Raw genomic sequence first — 18,996 nt, 5'->3', positions numbered from 1 at the left:
CGCCTCACTTGCCCTTCTTTGCCTTGACGCCCAGCGCTTCTGCCGTGATCCAGAAGACGGCGTCTTCTTCTTCCGTCGTCTCGACCCAGAGGAAGTCGAGGTCGGGGAATTCGGCTTCGAGGATGTCGCGGCCGCGGCCGATTTCGCAGAGCATGCCGCCGCCCGGGTTCAGGTGCTTCGGGGCTTCGGCCAGCAGCGTGCGCACGAGGTCGAGGCCGTCTTCGCCGCCGTCATGGGCCATGGCCGGTTCGGCGCGGTATTCGGCCGGGAATTCATCCATCGCCTCGTGATCGACATAGGGCGGGTTGGTGATGATCAGGTCGAACTTGCGGCCCGACAGAGGCCCGAAGAGATCGCCCTGGTGCAGCGTCAGCTGGTCTTCGAGACCATAGGCCTGGCGGTTCTTTTCGGCGACCTCGAGCGCATCGGTGGAAAGATCGACGGCATCGACGGATGCCAGCGGGAAGAACTTGGCAGCCAGGATCGCGAGGCAGCCGGAGCCGGTGCAGATGTCGACGACGCTTTCGACCGCGAAGGGATCGGGTAGGAAGGTCGAGCCGAATTCGCCGCCGTATTCGTTGAACAGGATCTCGCCGATATGCGAGCGCGGGACGATCACGCGCTCATCGACGAAGAAGCGCATGCCCTGGATATAGGAGCGGCCGGTGAGATAGGCCGAGGGTTTGCGGGTTGCGACGCGCGTTTCGATGCGCTCGGCGAGCAGATGGCGCTCGGACGGCAGCAGCTTGGCGTCGAGGAACGGGTCGAGCGTGTCGATCGGCAGGTCGAGGCTGTCGAGCACGAGGAAGGCTGCGTCGTCGACGGCGTTATGGGTGCCGTGGCCGTAGCTCAGTTCTGCGGCATTGAAGCGGGAGATGGCGTAACGCCAGTAGTCGCGCAGGGTGACGAGGTCGGTGGTGATATCGTGGCTCATGGTCGTCTTCCGGTCGTTTGCGCGGGATCGGTTTGCGGGCAGGGGAGTTGCTGCCTCCGGGGTGTCAGTCGCCCTTGGGGCCGAACATCTTTTTCAGCATCTCGGCCATGGGGCCGGTCTCTGGAAGCTTCTTCGGCTGGTTGAAGTTGCGGGCCTGGCGGATGTGTGATTGGCCTGATGGAGCGGCCTTTTGTGCCTTGGCGGGCTTTTCGTCCTCGGCCTTCGCCCCGGTCGCCAGGGCCAGCTTGTTCATCAGCTGCGAATCCTCTCCGCGCACCAGCATGTCGGCATTGTCGCCCAAGGCCTCGAGCAGCGGATCCAGCCATTCGGCGTCTGACTTGGCAAAATCGCCGAGCACATGGTTGTGGACCTTGGACTTATCGCCGGGATGGCCGATGCCGAGGCGGAGCCGCCGGTAGTTGAGGCCGCAATGGGCGTCGAGCGACTTGATGCCATTATGCCCGCCGTGACCGCCGCCGGTCTTGATGCGGGCCTTGCCGGGCATCAGGTCGAGCTCGTCATAGATCGCGACGATGTCTTCAGGACCGAGCTTGTAGAAGCGCATGGCCTCGCCGACGCTTTCGCCCGAGAGGTTCATGAAGGTCTGCGGCTTGATCAGCATGACCTTCTCGCCGGCCAGCGTGCCTTCCGAGATCTCGCCCTTGAACTTCTTCGCCCAGGGCGAGAAAGCGTGGCGGCGCTGGATCGCGTCGACGGCCATGAAGCCGATATTGTGCCGGTTCTTCTGATATTGCGCACCGGGATTGCCGAGGCCGGCCAGGATGATCATTGCCCGAGATCCGTCTTGAGGTTCTTTGCCTTTCCCCACAGGGAAACGGCCCGAATGTCAAGACGGATGTCGGATCGTCACGGATTGGCGGCGACGAGACCGAAGTTCGAGTAGCGCAGATTGTAAGTCTCGAAGATCTCGGCCTGCGTGCCGTTCTCGATCAGCTTGTCGAGCGCGCCCTGCATGCGGGCGAGGAGTTCTTCCGGGAAATCGGCATTGCAGGCGATGGCGAATTTCTGCTCGGAGAAGACGAATTGCGCTTCGAGTTCCTCGCCCTTTTCCTGCAGCTCGATATAGTGCTGCTCGGAAATCGGCATCAGGTCGATGCGCTTGCTCTGCAGCTTCTTCAGCGTCAGCTTCAGGTCGGTCGCGAGATCGATCTTGGGGAAGCCCTCGTTCTCCAGCAGCGTCTGGGTGTAGTCATTGCGCTGCGTGCCGACGATGTGGTTCCTGGCTTCCTCGATATTGGCAACCTTGATGCCCGATCCCTTGTGGGCAACCATGAAGTTGCGGCCGACGGCCACGGGCTCGACCCATTTGAACTTCTTGTCGCGTTCCGGAATATGGGCGGTGGTGAAGACGCAGTGCATCTTCTCGGTTTCCGCCAGCGCGATGGCGCGCGCCCAAGGCATCATCTCGATGGTGTAGGGCACCTTGATGTCCTCCATCATCAGGAGAACCTGGTCATACCCAGCGCCGCGGATCTCGGATCCGACGCGGAAGTTATAGGGCGGATAGTCTTCCGTGGTGAAATGGACGATGTCTGCGGCGGCGACCGGGGCCGCCGCAAGTGAAAGCATGATGCCTAAAACTTTCATTGCGGTTCCCTCTTACAGTTGCTGTCAGCCGGCTGAGACCTTCGGCAGGCGGGCCGGCTGGCTGGTGGATTGCTCGATCAGTGCGGAAAGCGCCTGCGGATGGGCGAAGTGGTAGCCCTGGCCATAATCGACGCCGAACTCTTCCAGGATGCGCCGCTGTTCCTCGGTCTCGATGCCCTCGGCGACCACGGTGCATTCCATCTTGTGGGAAATGGCGGTGATGCCTTCGACGAGCATGCGGCTCTTGTGGCGCAGTTCCGGCTCGTCGGCAGTCAGCGAGCGGATGAAGGACTGGTCGATCTTGACGATGTCGACGGGGAAGCGGTTGAGGTAGCTCAGGGACGAATAGCCCGTACCGAAGTCGTCGAGGGCAAGGCGATAGCCATAGCGGTTGAACTCGTCGAGGATCGTGCGGATCTGCGGGTTGTCGTGCAGCAGGGTCGCTTCGGTGATCTCGATGACGATGCGCTGCGGAGCGATGTCGAAATGCGCCGTCAGAGCGGCAAGCCGGACCGGCAGAGACGGATCGAACTGCAGCGGCGAGAAGTTGATCGCGAGATAGGCGTCGTGATTGCCAGTGATGGCGCTGAGGCGGGCGAGATTGGCGAGCGCCTTTTCCAAGACCTGGCCGCCCAGCCGGCTGATCGCACCGGTCTCTTCGGCGACGCAGATGAGTTCGGCCGGAGGAATAATGCCGCGCTCCGGATGCACGAGGCGCATCAGGGCCTCATAGCCGACGGTGCGGCCGCTCTCGACCTCCACGATCGGCTGGAAGAAGGCATCGAACCAGTCTTCCGACAGGCCTTCCTCAATGTCGTGCTCGATCTCGGCGCGGCGGCGGGTGTGATCCTGGATCTCGGAGTTGTAGAGAGCCGCGCCGTTCTTGCCGTCGCGCTTCTTGCTGTACATCGCCATGTCCGACTTCTGCAGAAGTTCGGCGGCATTGGCGGCGTGATTGGGGTAGAGCGCGATGCCGATGCTGGCGCTGAGGCGGACCGTCGAGCCTTCGATGTTCATCGGGTCGACGAAGATATCGCAAAGCGCGCGGCTGAGGTCGCTCGCGACCGGCTCGATGGCCGGGCCGCGGAGCAGGACGGCAAACTCGTCACCGCCCAGACGCGCGGCAATTGCGCCGCGGGGGAGGCGGTCGTTCATGCTCTCGACGAAGCGGCAGAGAACGAGGTCGCCGGCCTGGTGGCCGAGATTGTCGTTGATCCATTTGAAGCGGTCGAGGTCGACGAAAATGCAGGCGAGTTCTTCGCCGGCGGCGTCGGTTGCTGCGATCTCGCTGTCGAGAGCGGTTTCGAAGCCCTGGCGGTTGCGCAGACCGGTCAGGTGGTCGGTGATCGCCTGGCGGTGATTTCGCTCTTCCGACTGCTTCAGCGCGGTGACGTCGGTCATGACGGAGAGGGAGAGGTCTTCCTTGGCACCCTCGATCTTCCGGCTTGCTTCGGCGATCAGCACATCCATGACCGTGCCATCGGCACAGACGAACTGGGTCGTGGCTTCCAGAACGTCGGCGATCGAGCGGGTCTTCTTTCGCTCCTGATAGGCGGCGCGGGCTTCTTGCGGGACGAGTTCGATGAACCGGCGGCCGACGACCTGATGGCGCTGATAGCCGGTGGCGAGCAGCCAGTAGTCGCTGACGCTGGTGATGCGGTCTTCCTCGTCGAGCGAGAACAGCATGGCCGGCGTCGTGTTGTAGATGTCCGTCGAACGGCGATGAGCGAGGCGCAACTCGCCTTCTTCCTGCTCGAGCTTGATCTGCATGGCGTTGAAGCTGCGGGCCAGACGACCGATCTCGTCGTTCGACTGCCAATCGACATGGTGGCGGGAGCCGAGCCGGCGGGTGGCTTCAATGGCGGCGGTCAGCTTCAGCAGCGGCTTCATGACCATCAACCGGTTGCCGACGACGGCCGCGCCGACAACGCCGACGACCGCCAGCATGAAGATGCCGATCAGCATGACCTCGGCTTGGCGCAGCGAGGAGAAGATGTCGATGCGGCTATAGTAGATGGTGATGGTGCCGACGAGCTTCGGGCCTTCGACCGCCCGGTAGAAGATCTCGCGCGTGATCGATTCCAGGCCGTTCTTCGGCCACTTGGGTAGCGCTGGCATGGAGACCGAGATGCCGCCGGAGACGTCCTTGACGTTCACGCGGCTGACGGGCCCATTGGAGACGATCGTTGCGGTGATCTGTTCGACGCTTTCCTGGTCGAAATCCCAAAGCGGCTTGGCAAGTGCCTGTGCATTGGCGGCGAGCAGGATGTCGAGGTTCTGCTGCAGTTCGTTTGCGGCGCGTTCCGTCGCCAGCGACAGGAAAAGCGCGAAGAGCGGCACGACCAGAATGAAGATCGTGATCCCTACGATGGCGAGGAATCGGCTCTCGACCGAACGTGTCATCAGCGAACCGCCAGATGCGGCGCGGGATGATGCAACATGACCCTCAAAGCTCCCCTCACGCAATAATTGAGAGACGGAGGCTTTCACGAAATACTTTAAATCTGACTAAAGATAAATAGTCGGATTCGAGAGTCTGCGAGCAGAGATTGTATTAAAAAAGCCCACCCCGCGAAGGGTGGGCTTGTCGATCATAGAGATCAGAAAGATCAGGCTTCTGCCGAACCTTCTTCTTCTTCTTCCGTGACGCCAGCGGCCGGAGCAACGATCGTTGCGATCGTGAAGTCGCGGTCAGCGATAACAGGGGTCACGCCCTTCGGCAGCTTGACGGCCGAGATGTGGATCGCGTCGCCGACCTTGAGGCCAGCGAGGTCAACCGTGATGGCTTCCGGGATGTCCGATGCCGGGCAGTGCAGTTCAACTTCGTGGCGAACGATGTTGAGAACGCCGCCGGTCTTGATGCCGGACTTCTCTTCGTTGATGAAGTGAACCGGAACCTGAACCGATACCTGGCTGTTGGCCGAGACGCGCAGGAAGTCGACATGCATCGTGAAGTCACGAACGCGGTCGAGCTGGTAGTCCTTCGGCAGAACGCGGATCTTCTCGCCATCGAGATCGATGATGGCAACGGTGGTCATGAAACCGCCGGAGTGGATGCGCTTGGTGATCTCGTTCGTGTTGATCGAGATCGAAATCGGGGCCTGCTTGTCACCATAGATGACAGCCGGGATGAAACCGTTGCGGCGAAGTTCGCGGGAGGACCCCTTACCTACCCGTTCGCGTGCTACGGCCTTGAGCTCGTAAGAAGCGTGGCTCATGGCTTTACCTTTCAAGTTACTGGAGAGCCCTGGCGACGCATTTTGGTCATGCCAGAACCGGAGACCGTTGCCGGTCCCATCCACATTGCCTCCAAGGGTGTCTGTGTGGATCGCGCGCCTATAGACCAGATGATGCGCAATAGCAAGGTAATCCCGGGCATTGCCGCGGATTACGCGTTTGTGATCAGCCAGAAGGCGATAAGGGCTTTGATGGCGATTTGCTAACCATTTCGGTTGAGCAGTTCGAAATTGACGGGTGTTAAATCAGTCCGGTCTTAATCACCTGGTCCGATTTCCATGCTCGAAGTCCTCACCTGCATCGCTGTCGAACACGATCCCTTGTCCCTGATCGCTGCCGTCTCCGTCTGCCTTTTCGGATCGCTTCTGACGATGCGGCTGTTCGGTCGGGTGCGCAACACACGCGGCGTAACGCGCGCGAGCTGGATTTCGTTGACGAGTGTGATCGGCGGTGCCGGGATCTGGACGACCCATTTTGTCGCCATGATGGGGTATGAGGGCGATGTTCTGGCCGGTTATGAACCGACGGCGACCTTGACCTCGCTCGTGCTCGCCATTGCCATCACCGGAATCGGCTTTGCCATTGCCGCAGCGACGCAGCGCAGCCTGCTGATCGAGGCGGGTGGTGCGCTGGTCGGCGGTGGGATCGCCGCGATGCATTATGTCGGCATGTCCGGCTATCAGGTGCAGGGCCATCTCGAGTGGAACCAAACCTATGTCGTTGCCTCGCTGATTGCCGGTGCCGTGTTTGGCGCGCTCGCCACCAGCCGCGTCGCCCGACCGGTCACCCGCTTTTGCCGCTATGGCGGTGGCGTGGCGCTGGTGCTGGCGATCGCATCGACGCATTTCATCGGCATGACGGCCGTCACGGTCGTGCCGGATGCCTCGGCGGCTTTACCTGCCAACATGCTGCCGGAAAGCGTTCTGACCGTCGTGCTGATGCTGGTGACGGTTCTGATCCTTTCGATCGGATCCATGACCTATGTGATCGACCGCCAGTCCACCAAATCCGCCGTCGAGCGGTATCGCCAGCTGTCCTTGCATGACGCGCTGACCGGGCTTCCGAACCGCAGCGCCTTCGTCGAGCGGCTCGGCCACATGATGGAGGCGCCGGCGGCGAGGGCGGATCGGATCTACATCCTGTCCTTCGACCTCGACCGTTTCAAGGAAATCAACGACGTACATGGCCATGCGGCCGGCGATCATGTGCTGCGTGTCGCAGCCGAGCGACTGGGCCGCCGCCTTCGCGATGGCGAGTTCGTGGCGCGCATCGGTGGAGACGAATTCATCGCGGTGACCTCGCGCCTCTTCACCCATGCCGAGGCCGAGCAGATGGCTGCGCGCATCATCCGTGATCTCTGCGAGCCGATCGGCTGGGAGGATATGACGCTTGCCATCGGCACCAGCATCGGCATCTCGGTCTTCCCGGACAATGCCGAAACGATCGACGACCTGCTTGCCCAGGCCGATACCGCGATGTATCGCGCCAAGTCGATCGGCTCCAACCAGATCTGTTTCTACGACAAGTCCATGGATCAGGCCGCGCGCGAACGCAGTGCGCTCGCCATGGACATGCGCGCCGGGCTCGAGCGCGGCGAGTTCATGCTTTACTTCCAGCAGCAGAACAACACGCAGACGGGTGAAGTCGTCGGTTTCGAGGTTCTCCTGCGCTGGCTGCATCCCAAGCGTGGGCTGGTGTCGCCGGTCGAGTTCATTCCGATTGCGGAGCGCACCGGCTTCATCATGGAGCTCGGGAACTGGGTCCTGAGTCGGTCGTGCCAGGAGGCGGTGAAGTGGGGCAATCCTCTGCGCATTGCCGTCAATGTCGCGCCCAAACAACTCGCCAACGCCAATTTTCCGCAGCATGTGCGTGACATCCTGAAGGAAACCGGTCTCGTGCCGGAGCGGCTCGAGCTGGAGATCACCGAATCCGGCATCATCGCCGACCAGCAGAATGCCCTTTCGATCATCCGGCAGCTGAAGGCGATCGGTGTGAAGATCGCGATGGACGATTACGGTACCGGCTACTCCTCGCTCTCGACGCTGCAGCTTTTCCCGTTCGACAAGATCAAGATCGATCGCGGCTTCATCGACAGCGTTGTGGAAAACCGACAGTCGGCGGCCATCGTCCGCTCCACGCTCATTCTTGCCCAGAGCCTGAATATTCCGGTTCTCGCCGAGGGTGTGGAAAATGCCGAACACCTGCGTTTCCTGCAGGACGAGGGCTGCGAGCAGGTGCAGGGCTATCTCTACGGCAAGCCGCAGCCGCTCTCCGAACTCCAGGCGATCGTCAATCCGCCGGCTTCAGAGGAACTACCCGCGCCGAAGGCCGGAGAGACCGGCAAGGGCAGTCTCGCAGCCTGATCTTCATTTCGTGCTCGCGACTGTCGCAGAATTGCGCCAGTTTCGGGCGTGGAGCGTGAAGCGGTCATCTGCCGCAATGATGAGCGATTGCCTCTTCAGGCGGAAGGCGCATACTGTCGCCCGTGCTTTGGGAGGAGCCGATGCGCAAGGAAATCCGTCATTCCGATCTCGTCTACTCGACGGCGCAGAAAGCGTCGGCGGCCGTGACCTCGCCGGTTGCGGCGTCCTGGAGCCGTTGTCTGAACCTCTATCGTCTGCAGCCTGAAGAGGCGCGCAAGCCGATCCATGTCGACCAAGCGACCTTTCGCGAGGCGCGGGAGCGCATGGAGCGCTTGATCGGCAGCTCGGCCGACGAAGTCGATCGGCTCTATCAGATGGTCGGTCGCTCCGGCTGCTGCATCATCCTTGCCGACCAGAACGGGATCGTGGTCGAACGGCGCGGTGCACCGGGTGATGATGTTGAGTTTCGGTCTCTCGGGCTCTGGGAACAGACGCTGTGGAGCGAGGCGAGTGTCGGCACCAATGGCATCGGGACGGCGCTGGCCGACGAGCGGGCGGTGGTCATTCATCGCGATCAGCATTTCATGAGCGCCAATATCGGTCTCTCCTGCGCGACGGCACCGATCCGGGACCATCTCGGTCGGGTGACGGCCGCGCTCGACGTCTCCACCTGCCGCGACGACGTCTCGGATCTGACGCTTGCGGTTCTGTCCCAGGCGGTGCGGGATGCTGCGGCGCGCGTGGAAAGCAATCTTTTCCGCCAGGCCTTCGCCGGCGCCCGCATCGTCATGGTGCCGCAGGCTAATTCGATGTCGGCCTTGATCGCCGTCGACGGCGACGATCTGATCCTGGGCGCCACGAAAGCCGCGCGCATCGCCCTCAAGCTCGACGACGGCCTGATTGCACAGGGGCTGCCGGCGGCGGATGCGCTGAAGGAAACACGAGGTGAGGCGATCAGCGATCTCGACGATGCCGAGCGGGCCGCTCTGCGCCGTGTCCTGTCGCGCGCGAATGGCAATGTCTCGCAGGCCGCCCAGATGCTCGGCATCAGCCGCGCTACGCTGCACCGAAAGATGAAGCGCTTCCAGCTCCACTGACTACTCGTTATGTGTCGCATTCCTGAAACACTGTGCGCTGCAGCACTGTTTCGCGACACTGTTCCTTGCACCGGATCGCGGCAATCATCCTGCCATCGGGACCCGAGGAGGGGTCCCTTCACAGGGAGGATGACAGATGAACATTCAGGTGCAGACCATTGCGGCTTCGCCGTTCAAGCTGAAATACGGCAACTTCATCGGCGGTGAATTCCGCGAGCCGGTGAACGGCCGCTACTTTGAAAACACGACGCCGGTCACCGGCGGCAAGCTCTGCGACATCGCCCGCTCGGACGAGGCCGACGTCAATCTGGCGCTCGACGCCGCCCATGCGGCCAAGGACAAGTGGGGCCGCACCTCGACGACCGAGCGCGCCAATATCCTCAACAAGATCGCCGACCGCATGGAGGCCAATCTCGAGCTTCTTGCGCGCGCCGAGACCTGGGACAACGGCAAGCCGCTGCGCGAGACCATGGCGGCCGATATTCCGCTTGCCATCGACCACTTCCGTTACTTCGCCGCCTGCGTCCGTTCTCAGGAAGGCACGATCGGTGAAGTCGATCATGACACCATCGCCTATCACTTCCATGAGCCGCTCGGCGTCGTCGGCCAGATCATTCCGTGGAACTTCCCGATCCTGATGGCGGCCTGGAAGGTGGCCCCGGCGCTGGCTGCCGGGAACTGCGTGGTGCTGAAGCCTGCCGAACAGACGCCGGCCTCGATTTTGGTGCTGGTGGAGCTGATTGCCGATCTCCTGCCGCCGGGCGTCTTGAACGTCGTCAACGGTTTCGGCCTCGAAGCCGGCAAGCCGCTTGCGACGAGCCCGCGGATCGCAAAAATTGCCTTTACCGGCGAGACCTCGACTGGCCGTCTAATCATGCAATACGCGTCGCAGAACCTGATCCCGGTAACGCTGGAGCTCGGCGGCAAGTCGCCGAACATCTTCTTCGAAGACGTGATGCGCGAGGACGACGACTATCTCGACAAGGCGCTCGAAGGTTTCGCCATGTTCGCGCTGAACCAGGGTGAGGTCTGCACTTGCCCGAGCCGTGCGCTGGTGCATGAGAAGATCTATGACCGCTTCATGGAAAAGGCGATCAAGCGCGTCGAGGCCGTCATCCAGGGCGATCCGCTGGCGATGTCGACGATGATCGGCGCGCAGGCCTCTTCCGAACAGCTCGAAAAGATCCTGTCCTATATCGATATCGGCAAGCAGGAAGGTGCCGAAGTGCTGACCGGCGGCTATCGCAACGAATTGCCGGGCGAGCTTTCGGGTGGCTACTATGTCAAGCCGACGGTCTTCCGCGGGCACAACAAAATGCGCATCTTCCAGGAAGAAATCTTCGGACCTGTCGTTTCGGTCACCACCTTCAAGGACGCGGCAGAGGCGCTCGAAATCGCCAACGACACGCTCTACGGCCTCGGTGCCGGCGTGTGGAGCCGCGATGCGAACACCTGCTATCACTTCGGCCGCAACATCCAGGCCGGCCGTGTGTGGACCAACTGCTACCACGCCTATCCGGCCCATGCGGCCTTCGGCGGCTACAAGCAGTCGGGCATCGGTCGCGAGACGCACAAGATGATGCTCGATCACTACCAGCAGACGAAGAACATGCTGGTGTCCTACAGCCCGAAGGCTTTGGGTTTCTTCTGAGGCTCCACACCTCCCCCTTGAGGGGGGAGGTCGCAGCGAAGCTGCGGGTGGGGGTGATGGTTCGGTATCCATGGGTCACCCCACCCCGGCACTGCGTGCCGACCCTCCCCCTCAAGGGGAGGGTCTAACCGTTGCTACCCGCTCGGAAGGAACTACCGTGGCCGACAGCATCACTTCAGACCAGCCCCGCGTCATCGCGACGGATGCCGCGCTCGCATTCCTTGCCGAGATCAGACAAGATCATCCCGATATCCTCTTTCACCAGTCCGGCGGCTGCTGTGACGGGTCGTCGCCGATGTGTTATCCGGCGAGCGAATACCGGGTCGGCGAAACGGATGTGAAGCTTGGCGAGATCGGTGGCGTGCCGTTCTATATCAGTGGCAGCCAATACGCCGTCTGGGCGCATACGCAGCTGATCATCGACGTGGTGCCGGGCAGGGGCGGGATGTTCTCCCTCGACAACGGTCGGGAACGTCGGTTCCTCACGCGCTCGCGGCTGTTCGACGGCGGCGAGGCCTGTCCGCTGCCTGGGGCCCGCTGAAAAGCTCGTCCGTCAGCAGAGCCCGACGGCCTCGCAGGCGGCGTCGACCACGGCGAGCTTGACCGCCTGCGTCGTATGATACTCGTGGAGGAAGGCGCGCGAGACCCAGAGGGTGGAGCGCCCGCGACTGCCTTCCCAGCCGACACTGCCGATCGCTTCGGCTTCTCGCAGCTTGCGGGTCAGATGGGTCCTCGACAGGCGGAATGTCTCCGCCAGTTCCGGAACGGAGCGCACGCGGGTCGGGACACGCTCCAATTCGGCATCGGCCGGTTCGATCCCGAGCATCATCCAATCCATGACGATCCCGCCATTGTTCAGCCAGGTGAAGAGGGACCAGGTCTGGGTCGGCGTGCGCAAGGGGGGCGAGGACATGGCCCGCGTGGCGATCTGCGGATGAAGGCGGGCGAGGTAACGGTCGTCGGTTTCCAGCAGGTCGCTGCGCCTGCCGCCATCCAGCCGGTCGAGCGTTGCAAGATGAATGAGGACCCAGCGACGCGTGGCGGCGATGGTTTGCGGGGCGGGCACGAAAGGGCGATTGCGCCGGTCAGAGGTCTGGCCGTTCAAGGCGATCCCATAGACCAGCATTTCCTTGATGAAGGCGTCGGCGGTGTTGACCGAGGATATGTCGAGGGTCTTCACCTGCTCGAGATAACGGGCCATCAGGATGACGGGGTCGGGATTGCCGCGCGCGACTTCGCTGAAATAGAGGCCCATGGCCAGATGGCCGAGCAGCCAGCGCTGCTGGGTGCCGAAAACGGCAGCAAGGCGCGGGGTTTCTTCATTGACTTGCAGCAGAGCGCGCGATTGGTCCCTGATCGCCTCGTGCAAATCCGGGTTGGCAAGCAGCTTTTCGACCGAGAGTGACATCATATCACGCAAGAAGGGGTGTAGTCTTCGCGCCCGTTCTGGAGGGGAACAGTGCGCCGGAAGCTGTATGCAAAGCGTAGACGCAGCGCAAGTGGCTGTGACACCGCTGGCACTGCATTCTATTCTACAGGGTTAACCCGCAAATCTTGGGTGAGATCAGTCGAAGAGGCTGGAGACCGACTCTTCCTGGCTGGTGCGGTTTATGGCTTCGCCAAGCAGCGTCGCGGTCGAGAGCACACGGATGTTCGGGGCCGACAGCACAGCCGTGGTCGGCTGGATCGAGTCGGTGATCACGAGTTCCCGCAGCTTCGACGAGGCGACGCGGGTGACGGCGCCGCCGGAGAGAACGCCATGCGTGATGTAAGCGGTGACACTGGTGGCACCATTCTTCAGCAGTGCTTCGGCCGCATTGCAGAGCGTGCCGCCGGAATCGACGATGTCGTCGATGAGGATACAGTCCTTGCCGGTGACGTCACCGATGACGTTCATGACTTCGGACTCGCCCGGGCGATCACGACGCTTGTCGACGATCGCGAGCAGACAGTCGAGGCGCTTGGCGAGCGAGCGGGCGCGGACAACGCCGCCGACATCCGGCGAGACGACCATGACATTGTTGGTGTCATACTTGTCCTTGATGTCGCGCGCGAGCAGCGGCACGGCATAGAGGTTGTCGGTCGGAATGTCGAAGAAGCCCTGTATCTGGCCGGCATGCAGGTCGAGCGTCAGAACGCGGTCGGCACCGGCTTCGGTGATCAGATTGGCGACGAGCTTGGCCGAGATCGGCGTGCGTGGACCGGGTTTGCGGTCCTGGCGGGCATAGCCGAAATAGGGAAGGACGGCCGTGATGCGGCGTGCCGAGGATCGACGGAAGGCGTCGATCATGATCAGCAGTTCCATCAGGTGGTCGTTTGTCGGGAAGGACGTCGACTGAACGACGAAAACGTCTTCACCACGCACATTTTCCTGGATCTCTACGAAGATTTCCTGGTCTGCGAAACGGCGGACGCTGGCCTTGCCGAGTGGTACATTGAGATAGGAGCAGATCGCTTCGGCCAGTTGCCGGTTCGAATTACCTGCGAAAACCTTCATCTTGGCCCGCCTGTTACCATGCTGAGATGCGCGCTTTTTAGCGCCCTTCGACTTGAATGCAAGAGGTTTGGACGGTCAGGCCCATATTTTCGGTTGATGCGCCAAAACGGGCGCAGGATTTGCAGTTTGCGTGGCCGATTTGCGTCGGGCCTCAGCCTGCGCGGCTGTTTCGCCATGAGACATATTCGGCCATGCTCTTGGTTGCGATCTGCTGCATGACAGAAGCCGGAACACCGGCCCAGGGGTCCTGCGCGCCGGACGGGACGATCTCCTGACCCTGGATGCGATGCAGGCGTCCGCCGCTGCCGTCCAGGATATCCCAGACATAGGTGATCGTGACATTGCCGCCGTCGGAGAAGGCCGAGAAGTAGCCCTTGAGGATGTGCTCGCTCGAGGCGTCGCTCGCGCTCTTGATGGTCAGCCCGCGGGCGCGGGCTTCAGCGCCGAGCTGACGCGAGAGCGGTGTGACGGCCTGGACCGGGGCGCCGATGATCGGCAGGAAGCGGATGCTGCCCGTTGCCTGTGCCGCAGGTGGCAGCGAGGCCTGCTGCGCGGGCTGGGCGGCTTGCGACGGCTGGCTAGGTGCTGTCTGCTGCTGCGGGGCGCTGGGGAACGCCTGGGAGACCTGACCCTCCAGAGGCGCGGATGCCACCGGGTTGCGACCGCCTTGCGCCAGAGCCGCTGCCTGGGCCTCAAGCGAGTTCTGCGGTCCGCGGACCGGCTCGGCATAGCCGGGCTGTCCGAGCGGCGCGCTCTGGACCGGCTGGGTTCCGGCGGCCGGTGCAGCCAGTTCCTGAGTATAGGCGGGTGGCAGGCTGCCGTTGCCGACGTCCGCGGGCGGCGTCAGCACATCCGTGCTGTTGCAGCCGGCCAGAAGGATGAGCACGCCGATCGCGGCGGGCAGTCTCGTTGGCATTGTCCGGGAACATGTCACCGCGGCGGGTCCCTCCCAATCGCTTCCGTCACAATTAATGTGACTAGCATCCTCTGCCTGTCAATTCCCTGAACGAACAGGCAAAACCGCGTGATTGCCGCGGCTGTGCCCCAGTTTGCGCTCTCACGCGCTGATCAGATCCAGCGGATGCCGTGACAGGGCGCGGGGTGCCGTCTCCGTCGTGAGATAGGTATGGCCGACCGTCATGGCCGTTTCCCGGTCGCTGTCCATGATGATCATGTGGACGAACAGGGTCATGTCGGCGGCAATTTCCTGCGGATTGCCGGCATGGAACATCTGGTGCTCCATCCATGAGGGCGCAAAGCGTGCGCCAACCGCGTAACCGCAGGTGTTGAAGCGCTGGCGGGTCAGGCCGCGATCATCCATCACCTTGGCATGCGCATCGAAGACTTCGCCGAAGGTGTGGCCCGGACGAAGCACATGTTCGATGGCGCGCATACCTTCGAGCGCTGCCGCATAGAGTTCACGATGCCGCGCGGTCGGCTCGCCGATCAGAACGGTGCGCAGCATCGGCGCGTGGTAGTGGCTGGAGACACCGGCCCATTCCAGCGTCAGTTGATCCGTTTCGGACAAGCGGCGTCGGCCGGACTTGTAGCGGCAGAGCAGGGCATCCGCAGCCGAGCCGATGACGAAGGGATTGGCCGGATAATCGCCGCCGCCGGCAAGCACGGCCGATTGCATGGCTGCCAGGATTTCAGCCTCGTCGGCATCTGCGCGGATGAGGGGCAAAGCGGCATCGAAGGCGAGGTCTGCGAGTTCTGCAGCTTCCGTGACCTTCGCGATTTCCGCGGCCGATTTGACGAGGCGCAGATTGCTGACGATGTAGGACGCGTCGACCGTTTCGCAGAAATTGTTGAGCTGGTTGTCGACAAGGCGTGCGGCACGGCCGGTCAGGCCATGGGTGTCGTATTCGACACCGACGCGCATGCCGAGCAGGTCGAGATCGCTGAGCAGATTGCGCAGATCGACGGCCGGGTCCGCATTCATCCGGTCGACCCAGACGACGATGTTGTCGATCGTCGAGGTCTGCTTGGCCTGACGGAGGTCGGGCGTGCGCGTCAGAAGCGTCATCGTTCCATCGGCCTTGACGACCAGCGTCTGGAAGAAGCAGTAGCCGAACGTGTCGTAGCCGGTGAGCCAATACATGCTTTCCTGAGCGAAGAGCAGCAGGGCATCGAGCTTTTCCTCGGCCATGCGCGCCATCAGGCGGGCACGGCGGTCGGAAAACTCGCTTTCTGAAAAGTGCAGGGCCATCTCAGTCCTCCTTGATCGCAATCGCCGAAATCTGCCGCCCGTAATCGGGTTCACCCGCATGGGTGGTTCGGCGGTAGGAAAAGAACGCTTCAGGCGCGGCATAGGTGCAAAGGCCAATGCTGTCTGCCTTCACCCCGGCTTCGGCCAGCCGCATGACGGTCAGACCCGGAAGGTCGAACATGGCATGACCGGGCTTGGCGGACGGGCTGAAGAAGCCCTCGTACCTCTTGTCGGCGGCAAGGAAGCGGTCGACGAATTCCGGACCGACCTCGTAATTGGCCTGCGAGATCGACGGGCCAAGCGTCGCGTGGATGCGGTTGCGATCCGCGCCCAGCGCGACCATGGCATCAATGGTGTTTTCGAGAACCCCGCCGAGTGCACCCTTCCAGCCGGCATGGGCTGCGCCGACGACACGGTTGTGCGGGTCGGCAAACAGGATCGGGCCGCAATCGGCCGTCAGGACGCCGAGGATGACGCCCGGGCTGGCCGTGACCTGAGCGTCCGCCTGAGGGCGGCTGCCGTCATAGTCTGCGCCGACCACGACGACGTCGGGTGAATGGATCTGGTGCGCCGTTGCAAGCCGGTCGAGCGGCTGGCCGAACCAGGCGCTGACACGGCGGCGGTTTTCCTGCACCTTCTCGGGGTCGTCATTGGAGCCGAGGCCGACATTCAGCCCGCGATAGATGCCCTCGGACACGCCGCCGTCCCGGGTGAAAAAGCCGTGGCGGATGCCGGCTGCACCCATTTCGTCCAGGCTTTCGGCCGTGACAGGGCGCGGTTGATCGGCTGTGCTCATGATTGTCTCTCCTGAGCCTGGCATTGCAAGGATGCGATGGTGTTCCTGAGAAGCTGTTGAATTCAATCGGCTTTCTTCGATTTTGAGCCGTTCGGTTCTGGCGCGATCGTGCAGATCGCACCCCATCCTGTCAATGCTTGGACTTGAAAGGCAGCAATTGCACGGCGGGCGAGGAGACTGCCATAACCTTGAACAGTTCACCCATGTAGCCGCGTCCGGACCCTGCCAGGCGGTGCACGGCCTCGATGATCTCGCCTTGTGTCTTCTCGTCCTTGTCCCGGCCGAGGGACGCGGCGCGCTGCTCGATGCCGAGGCCGACAAGGAAGTCGCCCTGATGCATGCAGCCGTTCAGATGCACGCCGGCAGCGACGGCTGTCCGGGCCAGGTTTTCGAAGTCGACATGGCTGGTGAGATCGGCAAGACCCGGATGGGCAAGGGGCGGATCATATTCATGGGCACGCACGGCTTGCAGCGTGTCGCCGAAGTTGCTGACCATGTGCCCGTAGTCGATGATCAGCGCCGTGCCGTGGCTTGCGATCAGGCGCTCGCAGATGGTCATCATGACCGACTGGCGGGCGGGGGCCACTTCGAAGATTTCGCCATCGGCGGGCGTGCTCAGCCCCTGCGGCAGCATAGAGGGATCGAGGGTCGCCACACCGAGGGTGAAGCAGAGCTCGTCCTGATCATCAAGACCGACCATGCGCTCGCGGAACCCGTTCGGCGTCTTGACGAACTGGCGGATCGGGATGGCGTCGAAGAGTTCGTTGGCGGCAAGCAGGGTGAAGCCTTGTGGGACGCCATCGAAGCTCTCGTGCCAGGAGACCTTGTCGCCATGGGCCGAAAGGGTCTCCATCTGAGTGAGCTTCAGGAGCGCGCTCGTCTCGACGAGATGGACTGTCGCGGTTTCATAGAGCTCCGGTGCCGCACGCGAAATCACTCTCAGCATGTCGGCCATCATGGTGCCGCGGCCGGGGCCGATTTCGACCAGGCGGACATCCCGCGGCTCGCCATGGCGCTGCCATGTGTTGATCATGAACACGCCGAGCATTTCGCCGAAGAGCTGGCTGACTTCCGGTGCCGTGACGAAATCGCCGGCGCGCCCGAAGGGATGGCGGGTGCGGTAGTAGCCATGTTCGGGATCTGCGAGGCAGAGGGCGAAATAATCGGTGACGCTGATCGGGCCGTTGGCTGAAATCAGCGACTTGATCTTCTCGGCGAGCGGTGTGGCCATCGGCGCTCCTCAGCCTTGTGTCGCAGGGGCCGCGCGCCCCGATCGCACGAAAATCCAGATGCCGATCAGGACCATGGGCAGAGACAGCACCATGCCCATGGTCAGCCAGCCGCCGTAGAGATAGCCGATCTGCACATCCGGCTCGCGGAAGAACTCGACGAAGATGCGGGCGGCGGCATAGCCGGCGACAAAGATGCCGGTGATCCGGCCGGGTGCGCGCAGGGCGCCGAAGAGGCGGGCGAGCACCTGCAGCACGATCAGCAGCACGAGGCCTTCGAGCGCCGCCTCATAGAGCTGGCTCGGATGGCGAGGGAAGGGGCCTCCGGTCGGGAAGGCCATGGCCCACGGTACGTCGGCTGGGCGGCCCCAGAGTTCACCATTGATGAAGTTTGCGATGCGGCCGAAGAACAGGCCGAGCGGCACGACGCTCGCGATGAGGTCGAACAGGCTCCACAGTCGGATCTGATGGCGGCGGGCGAAGAACACCATGGCGAGCGTCGCGCCGATGAAGCCGCCATGGAAGGACATGCCGCCGTTCCAGACCTCGATGGCGCGCATCGGATTGGCCGCGACCGAGGCGAAATCATAGAAGAAGATGTAGCCGAGGCGTCCGCCGGCCACGACACCGATCGCGGCCCACAGGACGAAGTCGTCGATCTGCTGCAGGGTGGCGGGCGCCTGGCCGTTCGGCCACAGATGCGGACGCTTCAGGAGGTCACGGGCGATCAACCAGCCGAGGAGAATCCCGGCGACATAAGCAAGCCCATACCAATGGACCGCCAGCGGGCCGATCGTAAAGGCGACCGGGTCGATCGCGGGAAAGGAGACGGCGGCGAAAAGGTCCAGGACTGACAACAATGGAGTACTTTCGTTAATGCTGCTGGAAAATGGCGTTGCGAATTGGCACGGTCAAGATGGAATCGGGGCGGCTGCGGCACCGTCAACCACCTTTATCTGTGCTTGCCGTCTTGCGTGCCGGCCTGTCTGGTCCTACCTCATCTCCAAGGATCGTTTTTCCGTCCGCTGTCTGCTTGAGAGGAGTTATTCCATGTCGACCGGCCCCAACCGTATTTTCGATGATTTTGCCAAGTTGATGACGGACGCCGCAGGCGCCGCGCAGGGTGTGCGCAAAGAGGTGGAAACCGCCTTTCACGCGCAGGCCGAGCGCTGGCTGAACAGCATGGACCTCGTCAAGCGCGAAGAGTTCGATGTGGTGCGCGAAATGGCGCTCAAGGCGCTTGAGGAGAATGAGGCGCTGAAGACGCGCCTCGAGACCCTTGAAGCGCAGCTGTCGGCTCAGGCCAAGTAAGGCCGCCGTCTCGTTTCGGGACACCGTTCATCGCGATATCGGATTTATCGAAGACCCATTGCCT

17 protein-coding genes are annotated in these 18,996 nt (G+C 62.4%); 5 read left to right on the top strand and 12 right to left on the bottom strand.

The genetic code is table 11. The features are described 5' to 3' along the window. Positions 1-4 precede the first annotated feature (4 nt). From prmB to M1E12_RS11120, 5 genes are all read right to left on the bottom strand, one after another. Positions 5-934, bottom strand: coding sequence for a 50S ribosomal protein L3 N(5)-glutamine methyltransferase (prmB, locus tag M1E12_RS11140; protein ID WP_479564757.1), 930 nt, complete (start codon positions 932-934; stop codon positions 5-7). Between the two features lie 64 nt (positions 935-998). Beyond that, the gene (gene pth, locus M1E12_RS11135) at positions 999-1,724 is read right to left on the bottom strand and encodes an aminoacyl-tRNA hydrolase (protein ID WP_479564756.1); all 726 of its coding nucleotides are present in this window, start codon (positions 1,722-1,724) and stop codon (positions 999-1,001) included. A gap of 77 nt (positions 1,725-1,801) precedes the next feature. Then, positions 1,802-2,542, bottom strand: a complete 741-nt coding sequence (locus tag M1E12_RS11130) for a substrate-binding periplasmic protein (protein ID WP_136541053.1) — start codon at positions 2,540-2,542, stop codon at positions 1,802-1,804. A gap of 24 nt (positions 2,543-2,566) precedes the next feature. Continuing rightward, positions 2,567-4,945 carry an EAL domain-containing protein gene (locus tag M1E12_RS11125; RefSeq protein ID WP_479564755.1) on the bottom strand — a complete coding sequence of 793 codons (2,379 nt, stop codon included), beginning with the start codon at positions 4,943-4,945 and terminating at the stop codon, positions 2,567-2,569. A gap of 206 nt (positions 4,946-5,151) precedes the next feature. Continuing rightward, positions 5,152-5,760: a 50S ribosomal protein L25/general stress protein Ctc gene (locus M1E12_RS11120; RefSeq protein WP_136541049.1), complete on the bottom strand. Its 609-nt coding sequence runs from the start codon at positions 5,758-5,760 to the stop codon at positions 5,152-5,154. A gap of 297 nt (positions 5,761-6,057) precedes the next feature. Here M1E12_RS11120 and M1E12_RS11115 point away from each other — a divergent pair, with 297 nt between their 5' ends. The 4 genes from M1E12_RS11115 (at position 6,058) to M1E12_RS11100 (ending at position 11,431) form a co-directional block, all read left to right on the top strand. Then, the gene (locus M1E12_RS11115; protein ID WP_479564754.1) at positions 6,058-8,142 is read left to right on the top strand and encodes a putative bifunctional diguanylate cyclase/phosphodiesterase; all 2,085 of its coding nucleotides are present in this window, start codon (positions 6,058-6,060) and stop codon (positions 8,140-8,142) included. Between the two features lie 140 nt (positions 8,143-8,282). Next, positions 8,283-9,239 (top strand): helix-turn-helix domain-containing protein, encoded by a 957-nt coding sequence (locus M1E12_RS11110; RefSeq protein ID WP_479564753.1) that lies wholly within the window; start codon positions 8,283-8,285, stop codon positions 9,237-9,239. Positions 9,240-9,375: 136 nt separating this feature from the next. After that, positions 9,376-10,890, top strand: coding sequence for an aldehyde dehydrogenase (gene adh, locus M1E12_RS11105; protein ID WP_479564752.1), 1,515 nt, complete (start codon positions 9,376-9,378; stop codon positions 10,888-10,890). A 157-nt stretch (positions 10,891-11,047) separates the two neighbouring features. Beyond that, a complete protein-coding gene (locus M1E12_RS11100; protein WP_479564751.1) occupies positions 11,048-11,431 on the top strand; it encodes a DUF779 domain-containing protein in 384 nt (127 codons plus the stop codon). Positions 11,432-11,443: 12 nt separating this feature from the next. On the opposite strand, the gene M1E12_RS11095 is transcribed toward M1E12_RS11100, so the two are convergent. The 7 genes from M1E12_RS11095 to lgt all read right to left on the bottom strand — a co-directional run bounded on the left by M1E12_RS11095 (position 11,444) and on the right by lgt (position 18,481). Then, the gene (locus M1E12_RS11095; protein WP_310242429.1) at positions 11,444-12,301 is read right to left on the bottom strand and encodes a hypothetical protein; all 858 of its coding nucleotides are present in this window, start codon (positions 12,299-12,301) and stop codon (positions 11,444-11,446) included. Positions 12,302-12,454: 153 nt separating this feature from the next. Next, a complete protein-coding gene (locus tag M1E12_RS11090) occupies positions 12,455-13,387 on the bottom strand; it encodes a ribose-phosphate pyrophosphokinase (protein WP_113458748.1) in 933 nt (310 codons plus the stop codon). 151 nt (positions 13,388-13,538) lie between these two features. Further along, positions 13,539-14,303, bottom strand: coding sequence for a hypothetical protein (locus M1E12_RS11085; RefSeq protein ID WP_479564750.1), 765 nt, complete (start codon positions 14,301-14,303; stop codon positions 13,539-13,541). 141 nt (positions 14,304-14,444) lie between these two features. Continuing rightward, positions 14,445-15,596 carry a M24 family metallopeptidase gene (locus tag M1E12_RS11080; RefSeq protein ID WP_479564749.1) on the bottom strand — a complete coding sequence of 384 codons (1,152 nt, stop codon included), beginning with the start codon at positions 15,594-15,596 and terminating at the stop codon, positions 14,445-14,447. Between the two features lies 1 nt (position 15,597). Next, a complete protein-coding gene (pgeF, locus tag M1E12_RS11075) occupies positions 15,598-16,341 on the bottom strand; it encodes a peptidoglycan editing factor PgeF (protein ID WP_479564871.1) in 744 nt (247 codons plus the stop codon). Between the two features lie 181 nt (positions 16,342-16,522). Next, complete coding sequence (locus M1E12_RS11070; RefSeq protein ID WP_479564748.1) at positions 16,523-17,623, bottom strand: class I SAM-dependent methyltransferase; 1,101 nt, start codon at positions 17,621-17,623, stop codon at positions 16,523-16,525. A 9-nt stretch (positions 17,624-17,632) separates the two neighbouring features. Continuing rightward, positions 17,633-18,481 carry a prolipoprotein diacylglyceryl transferase gene (gene lgt / locus M1E12_RS11065; protein WP_479564747.1) on the bottom strand — a complete coding sequence of 283 codons (849 nt, stop codon included), beginning with the start codon at positions 18,479-18,481 and terminating at the stop codon, positions 17,633-17,635. A 190-nt stretch (positions 18,482-18,671) separates the two neighbouring features. On the opposite strand from lgt, the gene M1E12_RS11060 reads away from it, so the two are divergent. Then, the gene (locus M1E12_RS11060) at positions 18,672-18,932 is read left to right on the top strand and encodes an accessory factor UbiK family protein (RefSeq protein WP_136541362.1); all 261 of its coding nucleotides are present in this window, start codon (positions 18,672-18,674) and stop codon (positions 18,930-18,932) included. Positions 18,933-18,996 lie beyond the last annotated feature (64 nt).

It is taken from the genome of Rhizobium sp. K33 (assembly GCF_056501445.1).
Note: the sequence above shows the minus strand (reverse complement) of the source record. Positions and strands in the feature narration are given on the sequence as shown.